The organism is Mesorhizobium sp. 2RAF21, assembly GCF_052115345.1.
Lineage (GTDB): Bacteria > Pseudomonadota > Alphaproteobacteria > Rhizobiales > Rhizobiaceae > Mesorhizobium > Mesorhizobium terrae.
On the sequence record NZ_JBFRGM010000009.1, the window covers coordinates 60,545 to 81,340 of the forward strand.

Genomic DNA, 20,796 nt, shown 5'->3' on the forward strand with positions numbered 1-20,796 from the left:
GTCAACGCTCTCTCGCCATCGAACCGAGGTGCGGCAACATGGCCGAGAAATCGAGGTCGCCGTAACCGGCTCCCACGAACTCGCCGAAAAGCTCGGTCGCAAGCGCACCCAACGGTGTCGCAGCCCCTGCCGCCTCGGCCGCCTGCTGGCTCAACTTCAAGTCCTTGAGCATCAGGTTGGACGCAAAGCCCGGCTTGTAGCCATTGTCCGCAGGGCTCGCAGGGCCCACTCCGGGAACCGGACAATAGGCATTCATCGACCAGCACGACCCCGAAGATGTTGAAACCACTTCGAATAGTTTTTGGCGCGATAGACCGGACTTGTCCGCCAAGCCGAACGCCTCGGACACCGCGATCATCGAGATGCCGAGGATCATGTTGTTGCAGATCTTCGCCACCTGACCGCTGCCGGCATCACCGCAGTGGATGGCCCGCTTTCCCATCACACGAAAAAGCAGCATGGCAGCGTCAAACGCCTGATCGGAACCGCCGGCCATGAATGTCAGCGTGCCGGCGGTCGCTCCGCCCGTGCCTCCGGACACCGGAGCGTCGACGGACAGCAATCCATGCGCGGATGCCATTCGATGGGCATGGCGTGCGCTGTCGACGTCGACCGTCGAGCAGTCGACGAGAAGCGCACCTTTGCGAGCTGTAGAGACGATCCGATCGCACACGTCGCGTAGGGTGTCGCCGTTCGGCAGCATTGTCACGACGGCATCCGCGTCCTCGGCCGCGGCGGATGCGGACGAAGCCTGAGCGACACCGTCCACGACGGTGCCCAAGACATCGAACCCGGTCACAGAAAAGCCGGCCTTTGCCAGGTTAGCCGCCATCGGCCCGCCCATGCGGCCAAGTCCAATAAAACCGACTTTCATTGCATATCTCCGAGCTCATGTTGCACATCCACATCACCGCCCGGTGCGGGTTCGAACATCGATGCGACAATGTGAGCCGGCACCGAGTCCGGCTCAGCGAAGCGCCAGCTAGGCTTGCGGTCCTTGTCGATCAAAGCGGCACGGACGCCTTCGAGAAAGTCGCCCTGCTCCATGCTTCGGGAAACGAAACGAAACTCGTTGGTCAGCGCTCCCTCAATCGATCTCGAAGAGCGGGCCGCACGAATCGCCCGCAGCGTCACCAGCAGCGAAAGTGGCGACCCCGCCTCGATGTTCTTCAGGGCGTCTCTGGCCCAGCTCGATTTGGACTGAGACAGACGACCTTTGATCTCGGTGATGGTAGCTGCCGAAAAAATCGCATCGATCTCGCCGCGGGCACCGCTCAAGCTGCCTTGGGGCAGTGATGCCTGGAACTCGGCAACTACAGCCGGATCGGCGGTCTCGGAAAGACGCTCCTTCAACTCCGGAAGAAGCGCCAGCGGTACCAGACAATCAGCCAAACCGGCCTCCACGGCATCCGCAGGCCCTGCCCTGGCGCCGGTAAGGCCAAGATATTCACCCATGTAGCCGGGAGCCTTCGCTAGAAGCAGGGTGCCGCCAACATCAGGAATAAGGCCGATGGAGCATTCCGGCATGGCTATGATCGAGCGTTCCGTGACGATGCGATGCGACCCGTGGGAGGAAAGGCCAACGCCGCCCCCCATCACGATGCCATGCATCACCGCCACGAAAGGCTTGGGATAATTCGCAATAAGGGCATTCAGGCGATATTCGTCCCGCCAGAAACGGCGGCCGAGTTCCAGATCGCCGGCCACTCCCGATTTATAGAGGGCGGCGATATCGCCTCCGGCACAAAAAGCCTTTTCGCCCTCCGCATCAACGAGGATCAGCCGGATGTCCGGATCGCGCCTCCACGCAACTAAAGCCTCGAGCATCGCCAACACCATCGCATGAGTGAGTGCGTTGTGAGACTGTGGCCGTGTCAGCGTGATGCGTCCCACAGCGCCCACCTTTCGGATAAAGGCGTCACCAGCGGCCTCGCTCATGTTGCTGCTTCCTGAAGAAGCGCGCGGGCCGTGATCACCCGCATGATTTCGTTAGTGCCTTCGAGAATTTGATGAACGCGCAAATCGCGCACGATCTTCTCGATGCCGTAATCCTCGAGATAGCCATAGCCGCCATAGAGTTGCAGCGCATCGTTCGCCACGTCGAAAGCCTTGTCGGTGACGAACAGCTTGGCCATGGCGCAATGCTTCGTCGCGTCCGGGCTCTTCCGGTCGAGTTTCCAGGCCGCTTGACGTAGCAAGGCCCGGGCGGACTGCAGGGACACCTCCATGTCGGCGAGCTTGAACTGAAGCGCCTGGAATTCTTGGAGGCGACGGCCAAACGCCGAGCGTTGAGACACATAGGAAAGGGCGCGATCAAGCGCGCTCTGCGCTCCGCCGAGAGCGCAAGCCGCAATGTTCAGACGGCCTCCATCGAGTCCAGCCATGGCATACTTGAAGCCTTCGCCAAGAGTCCCCAACAGGTTGGCGTCAGGAACCAGGCAGTCGTCAAACTGCACGAGCGTAGTGGGCTGCGCCCGCCAGCCCATCTTATGTTCCTTGGCGCCGAAGCTCAGGCCTGGCGCGTCCTTTTCAACCAGGATCGTCGAAATGCCTTTTGGTCCCAGCTCGCCAGTGCGACACATGACCACATAAAGGTCCGAGTAGCCGCCGCCGGAGATAAAGGTTTTGGAGCCGTTGAGCCGGAACCCCCTTTTGATGGCGTCCGCTCTCGTTCTCAGCGCCGCGGCATCCGACCCCGCATCAGGTTCAGTCAGGCAGTAGGACGCGACTGCCTGAAAACTGCATAGCTTGGGCAACCATTTCGCTCGAAGTTCTTCGGAGCCGAAGCTGTCGACCATCCATGCGCACATGTTGTGAATGGAGATGAACGCAGCCACCGAGGGACATGATTGCGCAAGCGCTTCGAACACCAACGTCGCATCCAGCCTCGTGAGTCCCGAACCACCGAAATCCCCGGAGACGTATAGTCCACCGAGCCCAAGTGAACCCGCCTCAAGCAAGACCGACCGCGGAATGGTGCCTGCTTTTTCCCATTCATAGACGTGAGGCGAAATACTTTCCAAGGCGAAGCTCCGCGCAGTGGCGATGATAGCTTCCTGTTCTTCGGTCAGCTCAAAATCCACGGCGATCCACGTGATGTTCGGAGTCGGGTTCAGAAGAATACGGGATTTGCGTCAGCTGACCTGACCATGCTGAAACGCAAGGATCCCACGCAATTGAGCAATCCGATCGGCTAAAACCTGTGCGGATAGTTTCCCTGCCGGATCGAATACGATTTTGACCTCGGACAGGCCGGCCTGACTCTGCCGCACAGAAATGGAATCGAGAGCGAACCCCATCCTGTCCAACTGGCCCAGCGCTCTCGACACGTGGTCGATGGGGTTTCTCGATTGGAATTGCGCGAAACGCATGCCTCACCTCCGTAAAAAGATTACCTCAGGAAGCACAGAATGTGCTTTCTATCTCTCTGCAAATTTGTCATATTTGAAGGTCTTTCTTCTGCAAAATGCCTATCGGACAACATTATCTTTTGGACCGACGACATGAAGCTGCTCGACAAGATAGATCGTAAGATCCTGAGAGTTCTGCTGGGGAATGCCCGGCTATCGAACAACCAGATAGCCGAGACGGTGGGGCTGTCTCAGAGCCCATGTTGGCAGCGGATTCGCCGCCTGGAGAATGACGGCTTCATTACCGGCTATGTCGCGATGCTCGATCAGAGCCTTCTGGGCGCCGCCGAAACAGTGATCATTGAGGTGACGCTCGACCGTCACGATGATGAGATATTGGAAACCTTCGGACAGGCCATGGCGTCTCTGCCGGAGGTGCTTGAAGTTTACTTGACCACCGGCGAATACGACTACCTTCTCAAGGTGGCGGTCGACGGGACCGCGGGCTATGAAGAATTTCTGCGAAAGAAGCTCTACAAGGTTCCTGGGATCCGGCATTCGCGATCGAGCTTCACGCTTCGATGCCTAAAGCGAATGCATTCGATCGTGCCCGGCGACGTCTGATGCCAAGCGTCACGAATACGCGTCAATCTCCATAAAAGCACAGCATAACTATCTGGCTCTGTGGCAGATGAATCTTGTTTTCGGGACCATCGACAGCAGTTCTAGCCGCCGCATGGCCTCATTCTCGTAAATTGGTCGGCTGACGCGAGCGAAATCCGACTTTGCAACAAAACGAGCCCGACACGCTTCCGCCAGCGCTAGCACCGGTTCGGACAGCATACCGCTAAAGAGATGGTCAAGCGATGCTATCGTCCGGCTGACTTTCTCCACAATCTCGGGATGGGGGTGCCCCAAAATCGAGCTCATCTGACCGGATGTGAAGTCTAGAACCCGACGGCCCTCCTTATCGTAAATGAATGAGCCTCGCGCTTCCGCAGCGACAAAATCGGAGAAGTTCGCTCCGTAGCGGATCAATGATTGAGATATCCGGGAGCGGAGATCGCTGGTCACAGAACCCTCTTCGTTGAGCGTCGACCTTTTCGCGCCTTTACAATGAAAGCACGCTGGCCAATTCGTTCAGATCGGCAAATTCGAACAGCGGTTGAGGTGTGAACTGCCCACGCTTTTCACGGCCTCGATTGATCCACGCCACTTTAATCCCCAAAGGCATCGCACCTTCCAGGTCCGCGAACTGCGACAGCGAGACATGAAGGATATTTTCGGCATCGACATTGAGGCGTTCTATCGCCTTTCCGAAGATGATTGCCGATGGCTTGAATGCCCCGGCTTGCTCTGCGGTCAAGTAGAGGTCGAACTCTGCCGTGAACGGATTGAGCTGGAAGAAGCGGTCATCCATGTTGGTGATCGGCATAAGCGGCCAACGACTCCTCAAGGCCGCGATAACGTGAGGGACCTCGGCGTGGGGCTTAGCTGATGTGGTCATCTTGGACACGAACGTCTCCGCTTCGCGAAGAGCTTGGGCTTCATTAAGTTCGATTCCGAGTGGCTCCAGAACGTCACGGATTCCAAAGGCGGTCCATTCCACGTACGGACGCCATTTATCCGACCTGTATCGCCGGACAGTTGCCGCATCCCATCGGAGATACAGCTCGCGCGGATTGATGCCAATCAAGCCGACATTATCGAGCAGATGGGCCATGGCGACCTCGCCACTCGTATCTACGTCGACGAGAGTGCCCCAGAAGTCGAAGGTTATTGCTTTGATCCACTGCATGCCGCACCTCTCTCGTGCTCGCATAGCAAGTTCCGGACCACCTGAGTTCACCACAGTCAGGCCGTCATTCGCACGCTTGAAACCAGGTGGATACTGGGCTTGCCACGCAATGATCCGTCACGAAATGTTTCGATCGAAACGGAATGGACCAACCTTTCGGAAATTTGCTCTAGTTCAACGATCGCTCAAGCCGAATGCCGTGTCTCCGCACCATCCGATAAATGCGCGGCTTGGTGACGCCAAGTATTTCCGCCGCCTTGGTAACGTTGTGGCCCGTCAACGAAAGCGCGCGCACGATGGCATGCCGCTCCATCTCGGCCAAAGTCCCACCAACGGGAAGCAGCCTTTCGGTTGCGGCTTCAACGCCGGTTAGCACGTGGTTATCGGGAAGTTCCAGCCCGTGCCCAATCAGTTCGTCTTCGGAGAAATTGACCATCCGCTCGATGACGTTCTGCAATTCGCGCACGTTGCCGGGCCACCGATATCGTTCAAGCCGCTGCATCACCGGCTCGACTATGCCCCGCGCCCGCTTCTTCAGAAGGTTGGCATAGTGGCTGACGTAATGCTGAGCGAGCAGGCGGATATCACCCTCCCTCTCTCTGAGCGCAGGCACCGCGATCTCGATGACATTGAGACGGTAATAGAGGTCCTCGCGGAAACGGCGGGATGCGACAAGATTGCGGATGTCCTGGTTCATGGCGGCGAGAACGCGGACATTCACCGGTAGCGGATCCACGCCCCCCACCCGGATCACTTCCCGCTCCTGCAAGACGCGAAGGAGTTTGGCCTGGACGTCGATCGGCATTTCCGAAATCTCGTCCAGGAAGATGGTCCCACCGGAAGCGATTTCGAATTTGCCCGGCCGGCCGGATTTATGCGCTCCGGTGAAGCTGCCAGGCATGTATCCAAACAATTCTGCCTCGATAAGGTCGCGAGGCAAGGCCGCGCAATTGACAGCCACGAATGGTCCGCAGGCTCGCGAGCTTGCGAGGTGGATCCCCTGCGCGAAGAGCTCTTTTCCGGTTCCGCTTTCGCCGGTGATGAGGACATTCGAAACTCCGACTGCAGCCTTTCGGGCAGTCGTCACCGTGCGCAGGATTATGGCCGATTGGCCAACAACGCTGTCGAAAGAATAGTGCGCCTGATTGCCTCCGAATTTTTGAGTGACCTTGGCGACAGAACCGAATTCGCGGATGTGTTGACGACGGAGAGCACTCGGCCCGCTCCATCCTTGATCGGCACTGCGGTATCGATCAGATGAAGGTCGGCGAATTCGTTCTTGATCCGAACTTCCTCATCGGAATAACCCGAGCCCGTCTCGAAAATGGAGGCGATCACCGGTTCGAAGCCAAGCACGTCCGCCAGCTTTCTTCCGATCGACTTTTCGGGGTCGACCTTCAGAATCCGACCTGCCGGCGAGTTCATATATTCGATGGCGCCCGCGCGGTTGACGACCATCATGCCGTCCTTCATCGCATTGGCGATCGCCTTCTGCTCCGCGAAAAGCCGTGATAGATGCGTTTTCGACATGTCGACCTGCAGCACAAGTTCCAGCATCATCGCCGAAATCGCGGTCACGGCCTGCGCGTCCCTGCGATCCTCTCCCGCACGAACCAGCAGGCCGATGGCTCCGAACAACTCTCCGTCCTGCGATAGGAGCGGATGGGCAATGATGGTGACGTCACGCAAGATTCCGACCGTATGATGCGATCCGAAGGTTATGAACGGCTCACGCTCGCGCAAAGACAGGTCGACCGCGTTGGTGCCGGCGAAGTCTTCCAGGAACGACAATTGGCTGCGCCAGCCGCCCTCGGCCAAGCGCCGCGTAATGGCCAAGCCGCCGTCGAAAGCGGCAAGGTTGCCTGCCGCGTCAACGAGCACGCAGATGCATTCATCTGGATTGCTGGCGATTGAACGCAGTTTTGGCCCGATCCGGCGGATCGACTTCACTAGTTCATCAGGCATCGGAGATGGTTCCGACCGTTGCGGATGTTGGAACTCGGTCGAAAGCTCTATCCGGTGACCGGCAAGCCGATTCCAAGAGCGGAGCACGCTTTCGGGTACGTCCGCCCGTGTCAACTCGGCGTTTGTGGAATTCGGACCTGAGGTGGCGGCTAGCATATTAACCGATACGTTTTGTTACGAACATATCACTTTCATACCCAAGACCCAGTTCGTCAACCCTTGTTAGTGGGAAACTGCTTGGACCGTTCTCGAGCTTCAGCGGTCTTGAACGATTCGATCGTTATCACCTCTTCAAGGTGCAGCGCTCGGCCCAGATCCGGCGAGATCCCGCTTGTAAGGAGGCGCTTCAATGCCGAAACCGAAAACGGCGATTTCGACGCCGCGAGTTCCGCCACGGCGGTGGCTTTGGTCATAACCTGTTCCTTGGGGACTACCCAATTGACCAGGCCACGATCCATAAGGCCCCGGGCCGTCTGCTTTTCGCCAAGGACGAGTAGTTCCATTGCATGCTGGTAGCCGATGGCTTGCGGCAGAAGATGCGTAACCCCTCCGGTAGGGAACTGTCCCCACTGCGTCTCGGGGAAAAACGCTGTCAACTCTTCCGAGGCGACAATCAGATCGCAGTTGAGCATCCATTCAAAGCCGCCGCCGACCGCGTATCCATGGATCGCGCCCACGACGAGCTTGCTGCCAAAGAGGAGGTCGTAGGTGACGCGCTGGATCGCCTGGATGTGCCGGACCGTCGCAGCGTCGTCGGCGGTCTGAAGATCGAATTCCTTCAAGTCGTCGCCTGCACAGAAGGCGCGACCATTGCCGCCGAGGATAATAGCCCGAACCTCCGGGTCGTTGTTCACATGGAACAGCGCGTCGTGCAGTTCGATCGCGAGCGTGCTTGAGATTGCGTTGAGACGATCCGGCCTGTCCAGCATGACCAAGGCGATGGTGCCGTTCTTCTTCACATCGACGAATGCCATGTCACACCCTCTCTATCAGGGACGTTTTGCCGTCGGTTCGCGGGAGGCTTTCAAAAGGAACGATATCGATGTCGGCGCTTGCGCCGATCGTGTCGCGGATGCGTTTCTCCAGTTCACGAGCCACGCCATTCCAGTCCTGCTGCGGCACTTGGGCCGCGGCCTCGGCCAGCACCTTGACGCGGTCGTATGGCCCAGGTCCATCGAGGACGATCCGAAAATGTCCGGATGCAAGTTGCTGTGCCGAGGTTATGACCTTGTGAATTGCCGACGGGAAAACGTTGACGCCACGAACGTTGAACATGTCGTCGGTTCGGCCGGTGACGCGGAAGCGAAAAGAGCGACGACCGCACGAGCACTGCTCGGTCCCGGTGATGGTGATGACGTCGCGCGTTCGATAACGGATCAGCGGTTGGCATTCTTTTTCGAGATGCGTGCAGACCAGCTCACCGGTCGTACCGTCTTCCAGCTTCAGCCTCTGGCCGTTGCGGGTGTCGAGCACTTCGAGGAAGAGCACGTCGCCGCTGAGGAAATGAAGGTCGGTCGTGTGCTCGCACTGACTTCCCATCGTACTCATCACTTCACTGAGCCCGAAATTGGCGTTTCGGACTTCGAACCCCCAAGTTTCCTCCATGGCTTGACGGAAAGCCGCGTTGTCCAGTCCGGCCTCCCCGCCGAACAGCGCCAGTCTCAGGCCGAGGTCGCGGGGCTTTAGATCGAAATCCTCCCGTAGCGTTTTTTCCAGCAGCGCCGGATAGGATGGGGTCGAGGAAATGACATTGATGCCCAGGTCGCGGATAACTTCAACCAGCCGTTTCGTCCCACCGATGCCATAGGGCAGCACGGTCGCGCCGGTGGCTTCGAGTGTCATGTGATCGGTCAGTCCGCCGGTCCACATCTGGTAATTGAGGCAATGAACGACGCGGTCCGACGGGCGCAGGCCGGAGGCCCACATGCCGCGGGCGCCCTGCTCGGCAATGATGTCGGCATCCTTGGCGCTGTTGGCGAGGATCAGCGCACGGCCCGTGGTGCCGGATGTTCGGTGGATGCGCACAACCTTGTCGGGCGAGCATGCAACATAGTTGCCGAACGGATAGTCATTCTCCTGCGAGGCGCGCAACTCATCCTTATCGGTGAGCGACACATCCTGAAGGTTATCGAGGGTCATCTCCTTCTTCAGCGCGCCGCCGAGTTTCGACTGATAGAAGCTGGAGTTGCCGGCCAAATACTGGCGCTGCTTCTCCCATTTCAAGTTCTGCAGGCAAGCCAGGTTGTCTGGCGAAAGTGTCTCGACGTCAGGATGAAGCAGACTGGGATATGTCATTGAACCGTCTCTGATCGAATTCTTGTTTGATTTACGACTGAGCCGAAGCATTGCCACGGGCGACGATCGCATCTTCTCGGACAATCGCCCGAGCGATCCGTCCCTTGCCGATAACGCCCATGGCATCCTCCGCAACCACGTCGAACCAGTAGAGCGGCGGCTTCTCCTCCGAAAAGGTCGCGGTTGCGCGATAGCGGCCCCCAACCCCCGTTGGCGCCACGTGGCGTACGTCGATGTGCGCGCCGACTGAAAGCTCGCCGTGGCCCAGCAGAGGCTTCAGAAGGCGGGCGCAGGCGCGCTCCATGTCGGCTATCAGGAAAGGCGTCGCGAGCACCGACGGGAAGCTCTCGCCCGGTTCGGCGGCGAACGCCGCGGCTGTACGGTCAGGACTTACTATGTTCTGGACCGTATCCTTGTCTCCGGGTTCCAGTTTGTGGGTCATTGGGGTCTCCGTTCCATCTTCGCGTGCAGTCGATGCCAGTGGCGCACACCTTAGGTCAGTGCGCGACGTGGCCTTCCAAGTAAGCGCTCCGGACTTCCGGCATCGCTGCCAGTTCCGAAGCAAGTCCCTGGTGGACCACCCGGCCGGTCTGAAGCACATACCCCCGGTCGGAGATCGCCAGCGCTTGCATAGCGTTCTGCTCGACCAGGATGACGGTAATGCCGTTCAGCTCGTTGATCTCGCGGATCGCTCGGAAGATCTGCTGGATGACGAGCGGTGCTAGGCCGAGCGATGGCTCGTCAAGCAGCAGAAGCTTCGGCCGCTGCACCAGCGCGCGGCCGATTGCCAGCATCTGCTGCTCGCCACCCGAGAGCGTTCCGGCTCGCTGAGTTGAGCGGCGCTCCAACACCGGAAACATTTTGAAGGCCACCTTGACGTCTTCGTCGAAATGCGCCCCAGCGTTGACCGTCGCGCCGAGTTGCAGGTTCTCCAGAACAGTCATCTGTGGCATGATGCGGCGGCCTTCCGGCGCGTGGGCAATGCCCAACCGCGCAACCTTGTGGGAGGGAAACCTGTTGATTGCTTCGCCTTCGAACAGCACGTCGCCGGTTATCTTGTTTGGCAAGCCGAAGATCGAACGCAGCAGCGTGGATTTGCCCGCACCGTTGGCACCAAGTATTGTGACGATTTCGCCCTCATCGAAGCGCATGTTCAATCCATGAAGCACTTCGGAGCCACCGTAGCCGCTGCTGAGGTTGCGCAATTCCAGCAGCGGCCGCTGCTTCCCGGGTCTCAAGCTACCTCTTGGCGCTGCTACGGTGTCAGGATCGGCTTCGCCGAGATAAGCTTTCAACACCCGGGGATCTCTTTGAACCGCTGCAGGCTTGCCTTCGGCGATCTTTTGTCCATGCTCGAGTACCACGACTTTGTCGGAGACGTTCATTACGACCCCCATGTCATGCTCGATCAGAAGAATTCCGATCCCAAGTTCGTCTCTGAGACGCGTCAGCAGTTCCCCTAGCCTTTTCGATTCCTGGGGATTGAGGCCGGCAGCAGGCTCGTCTAGGCAAAGGAAGGTCGGTTCCAGACACATGGCTCGGGCGATTTCCAACCGGCGTTGCGCCCCGTAAGGGAGTGCGCCCGCCTCATCATTGGCGCGTGCGGCGATGCCGATCCGGTCGAGCCAATGCATCGCCTTCTCGACCGCCTTAGCCTCGGCGTCACGATAGAGCTTGAGGCCGAAAAGACCGGCAATCTGAAGAGCGCCTGACCTGCTCAGGGTCCGATGCTGAGCAACCAGCAGGTTTTCCAGCGCCGTCATGCCGGAAAACAGCCGGATGTTCTGAAATGTCCGTGCGATACCAGCCTTGTGAACCACATCGTGTCCAGCGAGTTTGTCGACCCGCAGCGAATTCCCCTCCCGCTCGACGTGGACGGTGCCGGATGTCGGACGGTAGTAGCCGGTTACGCAGTTGAAGGCGGTCGTCTTGCCGGCGCCATTCGGGCCAATGATGGCGGTGATCTCGCCGGAAGAAGCCTCGAGGTCGACTGAGTCAACAGCAACGATGCCACCGAAGCCCATCGTCAAGCCGCGAACGATCAATGTGGATCGTTTGACTGCATAGGGGCTCACGCGGCCTCTCCAACCGCGCCAACGCTCGACGGAATGCTTGCAGTGACCGAGGGCCGTCTCCCCGCAAGCAAGCCACGTGGTCGCCAGATCATGATTACGACCATGGCGACGCCAAAGAGCAACATGCGGTACTCGGCAAGATGCCGTCCAAGTTCGGGCAACCCGACGAGAACAGCCGCAGCGATGACTACACCCATCTGGCTGCCCATGCCGCCAAGCACGACGATGGCTAGGATGACGGCGCTTTCAGAGAAGGTGAAGCTCTCGGGGCTAACGAAGCCCTGCCGCGCAGCAAAGAAGCAACCGGCGATCCCACCGAGCATCGCGCCGAGCGCAAAGGCCGAGAGTTTGACTATCGTCGTGTTCAGGCCGACCGCCTGACAGGCAACTTCGTCTTCACGCAAAGCCTCCCATGAGCGGCCGATCGGTAGCCGGCGCAACCGGTTCGTGAACACCAGGGTCAGCAACGCTAGAGCCAAGATGATGTAGTAGAGCCACGCAACCCGCTGCAAGGGAGAGAAAGCTAGGCCGAAGAACTGGCTGAACGTCTGGCCCTCGGCGGAAGCCGGGAGGAAGGAAAGTCCAAAGAAGCTCGGCCGCGGAACCCCCGAGATGCCGTTCGGACCACCGGTGACCTCGGTCCAGTTGAGAAGGATAAGCCGGATGATCTCGCCGAAGCCGAGGGTGACGATCGCAAGATAGTCGCCGCGGAGACGCAAAACGGGGAAGCCGAGCAGCACGCCGAGCGTCGCCGCTGCAAGGCCGGCGATCGGTAGAGCTTCCCAGAAGCCCAAGCCGAAGTAAGTCGACAGCAATGCAAGTGTATAGGCGCCCGCTGCATAAAAGGCGACGTAACCGAGGTCCAACAGACCAGCCATGCCGACGACGATGTTCAACCCCCAGCCAAGCATGACGTAGATCAGAAAGGTGGTTGCGAGATCGAGTTGGTAGCGGCTCGCGAACGGCATAACCGGCAGAAGAATAGCGGCGACAATCGCGATGCCGAGTGCGACTGTTGACTGGCTGGAACTGAGGCGCGGCAATTGGATCATTCTGCCGACCGACACAAGCACAGACCCCGCCCTCAAGGAGATTAGCAAGCGGCCGAGGAAGACCGCGACGACCGCGGCTAAAAGCAGATATGGCCGCAGTGTTAGACTGGTGTCTCCGCCATGGTCCTGCAGCCGGAATCCAACCAACGGAAGGGCAAGGATCAGGGCGATTACGGCCGTCACCGTTGCATCGCGCCACGCCTCACGAAATATCGATTTCTTCGCTTGCATCGTCACACCTTCTGGATGTGGGGCCGGCCGAGCAGACCGGTTGGCAGAACGGTGAGGACGAAGATGAGCACGGCGAAGACGGCGACATCCTTATAGGCTCCTGAGACGTAGCCGCCCCAATAGGCCTCGACCAAGCCAATCAGCAGACCCCCGAGCATGGCGCCGGCAATGGAGCCAACCCCGCCCAGAACCGCCGCGGTGAAGGCCTTTACACCCGCCAAGAAGCCTATGAAGAAATCGATCGAGCCATAGTACAGCGTCACCATCATGCCTGCGGCGGCTGCGAGTACCGCGCCAATGACGAATGTGATGGAGATCGTGTTGTTCACCGGGATGCCGAGCATTCCCGACATTTCGAGATCCTGCTCACACGCCCGTTGTGACCTTCCGAGCGCGGTGCTTTCGATCAGGAAGCGCAGTGCCAACATAAGCACGAACGTCAACGCGATGATTGCAATCTGCATGTAAGTAATCTGAACTGTGAAGCCGTCGGCTTCGAACAAGGAAACGCCGCCCGTCACCATCGCCGGCAACGTCCGCAGCCGCGCACCCTGCAGCAGTTGCACATAGTTCTGGAGGAAAATGGACATGCCGATCGCCGAAATCAGCGGCGCGAGGCGGAACGATCCGCGCAGGGGACGGTAGGCAATACGCTCAACGGCCCAGCCGTAAAAAGCTGTGAAGAACACGGTGATAATGAGAACGAGAATGATGGCAAGCGGCGCCCAGCTGATGCCGAGCAGACCGAGCAGCGTGAAGAAAATCAGCGAGATGAAGGCACCGATCATGTAAATTTCGCCGTGGGCGAAATTAATCATGCCGATGATTCCGAAAACCATCGTGTAGCCGAGCGCAATCAACCCGTAGATAGCGCCAAGGGTCAGACCATTGATGGTCTGCTGCAGAAAATAAGCCATCGTTCGATTTCGCCTCTGGGAGAAAAAAGCGCCCAGGCCAACGGGAGTGAACGCCTGGGCGCTGCCGGTGAGCCGCTCAGTTGCTTGGAGCGTACTTACCGTCTTTCCAGGTGTAGAGGATAAAGGGCTCCGTATTCGGATCGCCCTTCTGGTCAAATTTCACCTTGCCGAGCACGGTGTCGAAGGTGCCTGAATGCAGGGATTCCGCAACCTTCGCTCCGTCTGCCGAGCCGGCAGCCTTCACGGCCTCGCTGTAGACTTGGAGCGCGGCGTACGTGTAGAGCGTGTAGCCCTCGGGCTCGTAGCCGTTGTCGCGGAAACCCTTGACGATAGCCTCGACGCCCGGATTGTTGCGCGGATCGGGGTAGAAGGTCATTAGGAAGCCGTCCGCAGCAGGCCCGGCGATGCTGGCGAATTCGCTCGCTGCGATGCCATCGCCGCCCATGAATGTTGCCTGCAGGCCCTGTTCGCGCGCCTGTCGCACGAGCAGGCCGCCCTCGGCGAAGTAGCCCCCGAAAAAGACTAAGTCGACATTGGCTTGCTTAAGTTTGGAGATTAGCGTCGAAAAGTCCTTGTCGCCTTGCGTGACCGTGTCAAAGACAACTTCCGTAACACCCTTCTCGTTCAGACCCTTCTTGACTCCCTCCGCCAGGCCTTGACCGTAGGTCGACTTGTCGTGAACGATCGCGACCTTCGTACCCAGCTTCTTGTCGACGATCGCCGCCGCCGCAACACCCGCCTGCTGATCGTCCCGCCCGGATGTGCGGAAGACAGTCGTAAGGCCGCGGTCGGTCAAGAGAGGGTTCGTTGATGCCGCGCTGATCATCGGAATGCCCGACTCGGCGTAGACGTCCGAAGCGGGGATGGACGATGATGAGCAGAAATGCCCGATCACGGCCGCGACTGGCTGGCTGGCCAGTTTGTTGGCGACGGCGACGGCTTGCTTTGGATCACATGCGTCGTCCTCGATCTGCAGAACGATCTTTTCCCCGTTGAGCCCGCCTTTGGCGTTGATTGCTTCAGTAGCCGCTTTTGCACCATGCGTGATCTGATCGAAGAACGATGCATATTGTCCAGTGACCGGACCAACAACACCCAACACCACATCGGCGTTTGCGATGCCGCATGTCATTAGGGCTGCCGTCGTCGATAGTAAGAACCGTTTCAACATTGCCTTCTCCTGTTCCACTCTTGAGGCTGTGTCCTCTCGGCTTGAACGCCGAGATGTTCTGACGGTTTGGCCGGCCTTCACGACCTAGCCCCACCGCTTTCCTCATGGCAATCAGGAAACGTGCCAGTTTGGCTTTGCAGTATGAATGTCAATCTTATCATAGGTTTACTGGATTTGAACAGCTCACGGTCACTCGCAAGACAACAAACTGTAACGTAACGTATCGTTACGCACGTTTTGTTTTGTTTCGGGGTGTTCGAAACGTCTGCGTTCAAGGTCTGCCCTAGCAGAGTACATAAGGCAGGGCAGCTCGCGAGTCGGGGTCACTGCGCAGCCGCTGGTTGAGCGGGGGCACGGCGCGTTGTTCGCAATTCGCTCTTTCGCAGATCCGGCAAGAAATGCCGATTGGCTGAAAGGCGGCGCTTTTTGCGAGCTTAAGGTCGTCAGCATACACGAACTGCTCCGCGTGAGCGACATCACAGCCAAGCGCGATCGCGTACCGGCGTTGCGGCGCAGAAAAGCCGCCGCTGCGCTTGGAAGTCTCCGTAGCGATCGAGAGGTACCGCGCGCCGTCTGGCATTTGTGCGAGCTGCCGCACAATGCGTCCTGGCGTTTCGAAAGCCTCATAAGCGTTCCACAATGGGCAAGCGGCCCCATATCTCGCGAACTGTAGTTTAGCTGCGCTGTGGCGTTTGGTGATGTTGCCAGCACGATCGATACGCGCAAAAAAAACCGGCACGCCCTTATGTCCGAGTCGTTGCAAGGTTGAAAGCCTGTGCGCCACTTGCTCTAGACTTGTACCAAACCGAGCGGCCAACAGTTCGATGTCATGACGCAATTCCTTCGCGACAGTTAGAAATTGCGCATACGGCAGCACGAGAGCACCCGCGAAGTAATTGCACAATCCAATGCGACAGATTTCCTCTGCTTCGGGCGTGCGGAAGCTAGCGCGGGCGATGATCTTGTCGATCTCAACACGCTGCTCCAGGGATCCAATTTGAAAGGCAAGCTGGAACGCGCGTGACGGACCATTTAAGTAAGGACTCAAATAGAGCACGCGCGCCTTTGCGTCATAGCGGCGCAGCAATCCGGTTTCTGTACTTTCGCTTGCGAAACGCACTCCATGTTGCTTTTCGAGATGTTCTGCCAGAACCTCAACGCCAGTCTGCTTGCCGACTTTCAGCACAGTCGCTTGACCTTCGGCGGCAATATCCAGTTCATCGATATAGTTGTCGACGAAATGAAAGAAGTCGCGCACCTCCTCGTAGGGAGTGGGTTGGGCAAAGCTATCGGTGCGCACCATCTGATCGTCGATGCTCGCAAGCTGCTCGCTGTTGCGCCTATAGGCTTGATGGCAAGCGAGTAGTGCGTGGGCAAAGGTTGGAGCGCTCTGTGCCACCAGCTTGAGTTCCTGCAAGCCTGGTGACAACACGCCGAACAGCGGATCGGCCAACGTCTCCCTAAGTGCTGAAATCAGTCTGTCGCCGTCGCTAGTCGAAAAAGTAGAGATGTCAATTCGGAACCGCTCGGCGACGGAAAGCAATACTGCGGCGGAAACGGCGCGTTGGTTGTTTTCGATCTGGTTGAGGTAGCTGGTTGAGATCCCCAGCTTCTCGGCGAAAGCAGCTTGGGTCGACTTGTTGGCATCGCGTAGTTCGCGGATCTTGCGGCCTATGAAAAGTTTTGAAGGAGCCATATTCGCAAATCCGCATTTCGCATTTTGCAAGTTTGTATAATACGCTTTTGCACCTGTTCAATCATTTTCTTCCTGCATTGCGCCGGCTATCGGGCTCCGAAATTCCACGGGAGAAAAGTCGTGACGCTCTTCAATGCACTCACTGAACGGCGCGGTGCCGGCGGTCTGATCCTCGAGGCGACCGCGCTCGTCTTGGCATCAATACTGCTCGCCACCTCTGCCAAGATCTCCGTGCCGTTCTATCCCGTTCCCCTGACGATGCAGACGCTGGTCGTGATTGGGCTTGGCTTTGCCCTCGGGCTGCGGCGGGGCGCTGCCGCGGTTCTCCTCTACCTCGCGGTGGGCGCGGCCGGACTACCGGTCTTCGCCGGAACACCAGCGAAGGGCATCGGCATCGCCTACATGATGGGCCCCACCGGCGGCTACCTCCTCGGATATATCCCGTCCGTGCTGCTGGCCGGATCGCTAGCCATGCGCGGTTGGGATCGCCATCCGGTCACCGCCATGGTCGCAGCCTTTCTCGCTGGAGCGGTCATTTATGTTCCTGGACTGTTGTGGCTCGGTTGGGTTATCGGCTTCGATAAACCGGTGCTGCAATATGGCCTTACGCCATTCATTTTGGGCGATCTCGCCAAGGCCGCGTTGGCTGCTCTTGTCTTCCCGCTTGCTTGGAAGACGCTCACGTCGACAGACAAGTGATGCGCGCCATCCTCGAACAACTTGAGACGCGTCGGGCCGAAGCTCGCCTCGGCGGCGGGCAGAGGCGCATCGATGCGCAGCACGCCAAGGGCAAGCTGACCGCGCGCGAGCGTCTCGACGTGCTCCTCGACGAGGGCTCGTTCGAGGAATTCGACATGTACGTGACACATCGCTCGGTCGAGTTCGGCATGGCCGAACAAAAGATCGCGGGCGACGGTGTTGTCACCGGCTGGGGCGCGATCAACGGCCGCCTCGTCTATGTGTTCTCGCAGGATTTCACGGTGCTGGGCGGCTCGCTGTCCGAGACGCATGCCCAGAAGATCTGCAAGATCATGGACATGGCGCTGCGCAACGGCGCGCCCGTCATCGGGCTCAACGATTCCGGCGGCGCGCGCATCCAGGAGGGTGTCGCCTCGCTCGCCGGCTATGCCGACGTGTTCAAGCGCAACGTCGACGCTTCCGGCGTCATCCCGCAGATCTCGGTGATCATGGGACCGTGCGCCGGAGGGGCCGTCTACTCACCGGCAATGACCGACTTCATCTTCATGGTGCGCGACACCTCCTACATGTTCGTTACCGGCCCCGACGTCGTGAAGACGGTCACCAACGAACTGGTCACTGCGGAGGAACTGGGCGGCGCGCGCACGCATACGCAGAAATCGTCGGTCGCCGACGGAGCTTTCGACAACGATGTCGAGGCGCTGGAACAGGTGCGCATGCTGTTCGACTTCCTGCCGCTTAACAACCGCGGGAAGCCGCCGGTGCGGCCCTTCCACGATGATCCGTCGCGGCTGGAGATACGGCTGGACACGCTGATCCCAGACAGCGCCGCAAAACCCTACGACATGAAGGAGCTGATCCTCGCCATTGCCGACGAGGGCGATTTCTTCGAAATCCAGCAGGCTTTTGCGCGCAACATCATCACCGGTTTCCTGCGCATCGAGGGTCAGACGGTCGGCATTGTTGCAAACCAGCCGATGGTGCTGGCCGGGTGCCTCGACATCGATAGCTCGCGCAAGGCGGCACGCTTCGTGCGCTTCTGCGATGCCTTCTCGATCCCGATCCTGACCCTGGTCGACGTGCCCGGCTTCCTGCCGGGCACCGCGCAGGAATATGGCGGCGTCATCAAGCACGGTGCAAAGCTGCTGTTTGCCTACAGCCAGGCGACCGTGCCGATGGTGACGCTGATCACGCGCAAGGCCTATGGCGGCGCCTACGACGTCATGGCCTCCAAGCATATCGGCGCCGACGTCAACTACGCCTGGCCGACGGCCGAGATCGCGGTGATGGGCGCGAAGGGCGCAACGGAGATCCTCTATCGCTCCGAGCTTGGCGACAAGGACAAGATCGCCGTCCGCACCAAGGATTACGAGGCGCGTTTTGCCAATCCATTCGTGGCTGCCGAACGCGGTTTCATCGACGAGGTGATCATGCCGCATTCGTCGCGTCGACGCATCGCCCGCGCCTTCGCCGCGTTACGTGGCAAGAGCCTCGATTCACGCTGGAAGAAGCACGACACGATACCGCTGTGAGCTGCTGAAGCATGTTCGGGAAAATCCTCATCGCCAATCGCGGCGAGATCGCCTGTCGGGTCATCAGGACCGCGAAGAAACTCGGCATCAAGACCGTTGCGGTCTATTCCGATGCTGACCGCGAGGCGTTGCATACGCGGCTTGCCGACGAAGCAGTCCATATCGGTCCGGCGCCGTCGAGCCAGTCCTATATCGTCATCGGCAAGATACTCGACGCAGTGAAGGCCACCGGTGCCGACGCCGTCCATCCCGGTTATGGCTTCCTGTCGGAGAATTCCAATTTCGCCGAAGCGCTGATGGCCGACGGTGTCGCCTTCATCGGACCCCCGCCGGTCGCGATCGAGGCTATGGGCGACAAGATCACGTCGAAGAATATCGCCGCGTCCGCCGGCGTGTCGACAGTGCCAGGCCATATGGGCCTGATCGACGATGCCGACAACGCGGTCCGGATTGCCGGCCAAATCGGCTATCCGGTGATGATCAAGGCTTCCGCAGGTGGGGGCGGCAAGGGCATGCGCATCGCCTGGAACGACACCGAGGTCCGTGAGGGCTTTCAATCGTCGAAGAACGAGGCGAAATCCTCCTTCGGCGACGACCGCATCTTCATCGAAAAGTTCATCACCCAGCCGCGCCATATCGAGATCCAGGTTCTGGGCGACCAGCACGGCAACCTCATCTACCTCGGCGAGCGCGAATGCTCGATCCAACGCCGCAACCAGAAAGTCATCGAGGAAGCACCGTCGCCCTTCCTGGATGCCGCGACCCGTAAGGCCATGGGCGAGCAGGCCGTCGCGCTCTGCAAGGCGGTCGGCTATTTTTCAGTCGGTACGGTCGAGTTCATAGTCGACGCTGAGAGACAGTTCTACTTCCTCGAGATGAACACGCGGCTGCAGGTGGAGCATCCCGTGACCGAGTTGATCACTGGGATCGACCTGGTCGAGGAGATGATCCGCGTTGCGGCGGGCGAAAGGCTGCGCATCACCCAGGACGACGTGACGCTCAACGGCTGGGCAATCGAAAGCCGGCTCTATGCGGAGGATCCATATCGCAGCTTCCTGCCATCGATCGGCCGCCTGAAACGCTACCGGCCGCCGGTCGAAGGCAGGCGTGAGGACGGCACGATCGTGCGCAACGACACCGGCGTCGTCGAGGGCGGCGAGATCTCGATGTACTACGACCCGATGATCGCGAAGCTCTGCACCTGGGCGCCCGACCGGCTGGCGGCGGTCGATGCGATGGCCAAGGCGTTCGACGATTTCGAGGTCGAGGGTATCGGCCACAATCTGCCGTTCCTGTCGGCGGTCATGGAGCATCCGCGCTTTCGCGAGGGGCGCCTGACGACCGCCTTCATCGCGGAGGAATTTCCCGATGGGTTTTCGGGCGTTCACCCCACCGAACAGCAGGCGCGAGGATTGGCAGCCGTCGCTGCCTTCCTCAATCTGCGCCAGCAGACGCGGGGCGTGCTAATTTCCGGCGCGCTCGCCAACCACCCGCGCGAGGTCGGCTGCGACTGGGTGGCCACGCTTGCCGGCTTTTCCTTCAATGTCTCGACGCGCGAGGAAGGCGGCAGGGTGATCGCCAGCTTTGACGGGGGAACCTCGCACGCCGTGTCGAGCGACTGGCTGCCGGGCCGCAGCCACGCAAGCTTCGTAGTCGACGGATCGCCTCTTGGGGTGAAGACCGAAGCTGCCGGTAGCGGTTGGCGGCTGCGGCGGGGCGGCATGGACGAGATCGTCTATCTGCGCAGTCCGCGTGTGGCGGAACTCGCGGCGTTGATGCCGAGGAAGCTGCCGCCGGACATGTCTCGCATGCTGCTCTGTCCGATGCCGGGCGTCGTCACCACGATTGCCGTCAGCGAGGGCGATGCGGTGGAGGCCGGCCAGGCGCTAGCGACCGTCGAGGCGATGAAGATGGAAAACGTGCTGCGCGCCGAACGCAGGGGCACGGTCAAGCGCATCGCCGCCGAGCCAGGATCGAGCCTGGCGGTGGACGAGCTGATCATGGAGTTCGAGTAG

20 protein-coding genes are annotated in these 20,796 nt (G+C 59.5%); 4 read left to right on the plus strand and 16 right to left on the minus strand.

From position 1 onward, the window contains the following. Nucleotide 1: 1 nt before the first annotated feature. From mmsB to AB4136_RS15930, 4 genes are read right to left on the minus strand one after another with little or no spacing between them, the layout of a single operon-like run. Nucleotides 2-874: a 3-hydroxyisobutyrate dehydrogenase gene (gene mmsB / locus AB4136_RS15915; RefSeq protein WP_441931306.1), complete on the minus strand. Its 873-nt coding sequence runs from the start codon at nucleotides 872-874 to the stop codon at nucleotides 2-4. Further along, complete coding sequence (locus AB4136_RS15920) at nucleotides 871-1,938, minus strand: enoyl-CoA hydratase/isomerase family protein (protein WP_441931307.1); 1,068 nt, start codon at nucleotides 1,936-1,938, stop codon at nucleotides 871-873. Before AB4136_RS15920 ends, mmsB begins: the two co-directional genes overlap by 4 nt. Beyond that, nucleotides 1,935-3,083, minus strand: a complete 1,149-nt coding sequence (locus tag AB4136_RS15925) for an acyl-CoA dehydrogenase family protein (protein WP_441931308.1) — start codon at nucleotides 3,081-3,083, stop codon at nucleotides 1,935-1,937. The genes AB4136_RS15920 and AB4136_RS15925 overlap by 4 nt, the downstream gene beginning before the upstream one ends. A 51-nt stretch (nucleotides 3,084-3,134) precedes the next feature. Beyond that, a complete protein-coding gene (locus AB4136_RS15930; protein WP_441931309.1) occupies nucleotides 3,135-3,371 on the minus strand; it encodes a hypothetical protein in 237 nt (78 codons plus the stop codon). Between the two features lie 132 nt (nucleotides 3,372-3,503). Here AB4136_RS15930 and AB4136_RS15935 point away from each other — a divergent pair, with 132 nt between their 5' ends. Next, nucleotides 3,504-3,974 (plus strand): Lrp/AsnC family transcriptional regulator, encoded by a 471-nt coding sequence (locus AB4136_RS15935; RefSeq protein WP_441931310.1) that lies wholly within the window; start codon nucleotides 3,504-3,506, stop codon nucleotides 3,972-3,974. Between the two features lie 48 nt (nucleotides 3,975-4,022). On the opposite strand, the gene AB4136_RS15940 is transcribed toward AB4136_RS15935, so the two are convergent. From AB4136_RS15940 to AB4136_RS15995, 12 genes are all read right to left on the minus strand, one after another. Next, nucleotides 4,023-4,424, minus strand: coding sequence for an aminotransferase class III-fold pyridoxal phosphate-dependent enzyme (locus tag AB4136_RS15940; protein WP_441931311.1), 402 nt, complete (start codon nucleotides 4,422-4,424; stop codon nucleotides 4,023-4,025). A gap of 37 nt (nucleotides 4,425-4,461) precedes the next feature. Then, complete coding sequence (locus AB4136_RS15945; protein WP_441931312.1) at nucleotides 4,462-5,148, minus strand: HAD family hydrolase; 687 nt, start codon at nucleotides 5,146-5,148, stop codon at nucleotides 4,462-4,464. A gap of 169 nt (nucleotides 5,149-5,317) precedes the next feature. Next, nucleotides 5,318-6,235 (minus strand): sigma-54 interaction domain-containing protein, encoded by a 918-nt coding sequence (locus AB4136_RS15950; protein ID WP_441931313.1) that lies wholly within the window; start codon nucleotides 6,233-6,235, stop codon nucleotides 5,318-5,320. An 11-nt stretch (nucleotides 6,236-6,246) separates the two neighbouring features. After that, on the minus strand, nucleotides 6,247-7,113 hold the full coding sequence (locus tag AB4136_RS15955; protein ID WP_441931314.1) for a PAS domain-containing protein: 867 nt from the start codon (nucleotides 7,111-7,113) through the stop codon (nucleotides 6,247-6,249). Between the two features lie 212 nt (nucleotides 7,114-7,325). Continuing rightward, nucleotides 7,326-8,087 carry an enoyl-CoA hydratase/isomerase family protein gene (locus tag AB4136_RS15960; protein WP_441931315.1) on the minus strand — a complete coding sequence of 254 codons (762 nt, stop codon included), beginning with the start codon at nucleotides 8,085-8,087 and terminating at the stop codon, nucleotides 7,326-7,328. Between the two features lies 1 nt (nucleotide 8,088). Then, a complete protein-coding gene (locus AB4136_RS15965; protein WP_441931316.1) occupies nucleotides 8,089-9,408 on the minus strand; it encodes a phenylacetate--CoA ligase family protein in 1,320 nt (439 codons plus the stop codon). Nucleotides 9,409-9,439: 31 nt separating this feature from the next. Then, nucleotides 9,440-9,850: a thioesterase family protein gene (locus tag AB4136_RS15970; protein WP_441931317.1), complete on the minus strand. Its 411-nt coding sequence runs from the start codon at nucleotides 9,848-9,850 to the stop codon at nucleotides 9,440-9,442. Nucleotides 9,851-9,905: 55 nt separating this feature from the next. Then, nucleotides 9,906-11,483: an ATP-binding cassette domain-containing protein gene (locus AB4136_RS15975; protein ID WP_441931318.1), complete on the minus strand. Its 1,578-nt coding sequence runs from the start codon at nucleotides 11,481-11,483 to the stop codon at nucleotides 9,906-9,908. Then, complete coding sequence (gene livM, locus AB4136_RS15980) at nucleotides 11,480-12,766, minus strand: high-affinity branched-chain amino acid ABC transporter permease LivM (RefSeq protein ID WP_441931319.1); 1,287 nt, start codon at nucleotides 12,764-12,766, stop codon at nucleotides 11,480-11,482. The genes AB4136_RS15975 and livM overlap by 4 nt, the downstream gene beginning before the upstream one ends. 2 nt (nucleotides 12,767-12,768) lie before the next feature. Next, a complete protein-coding gene (locus AB4136_RS15985; RefSeq protein ID WP_441931320.1) occupies nucleotides 12,769-13,683 on the minus strand; it encodes an ABC transporter permease subunit in 915 nt (304 codons plus the stop codon). A gap of 76 nt (nucleotides 13,684-13,759) precedes the next feature. After that, nucleotides 13,760-14,851, minus strand: coding sequence for an ABC transporter substrate-binding protein (locus tag AB4136_RS15990; RefSeq protein ID WP_441931523.1), 1,092 nt, complete (start codon nucleotides 14,849-14,851; stop codon nucleotides 13,760-13,762). Between the two features lie 286 nt (nucleotides 14,852-15,137). Beyond that, nucleotides 15,138-16,550: a helix-turn-helix domain-containing protein gene (locus tag AB4136_RS15995; protein WP_441931321.1), complete on the minus strand. Its 1,413-nt coding sequence runs from the start codon at nucleotides 16,548-16,550 to the stop codon at nucleotides 15,138-15,140. 120 nt (nucleotides 16,551-16,670) lie between these two features. On the opposite strand from AB4136_RS15995, the gene AB4136_RS16000 reads away from it, so the two are divergent. Genes AB4136_RS16000 through AB4136_RS16010 form a run of 3 tightly spaced genes read left to right on the plus strand, consistent with a single transcriptional unit; the run spans nucleotide 16,671 to nucleotide 20,796 of the window. Next, on the plus strand, nucleotides 16,671-17,249 hold the full coding sequence (locus tag AB4136_RS16000) for a biotin transporter BioY (protein ID WP_441931322.1): 579 nt from the start codon (nucleotides 16,671-16,673) through the stop codon (nucleotides 17,247-17,249). Next, entirely contained in the window at nucleotides 17,249-18,781 is a 1,533-nt protein-coding gene (locus AB4136_RS16005; RefSeq protein WP_441931323.1) for an acyl-CoA carboxylase subunit beta, read from the plus strand. Before AB4136_RS16000 ends, AB4136_RS16005 begins: the two co-directional genes overlap by 1 nt. Nucleotides 18,782-18,792: 11 nt before the next feature. Then, nucleotides 18,793-20,796, plus strand: a complete 2,004-nt coding sequence (locus tag AB4136_RS16010; protein ID WP_441931324.1) for an acetyl-CoA carboxylase biotin carboxylase subunit — start codon at nucleotides 18,793-18,795, stop codon at nucleotides 20,794-20,796.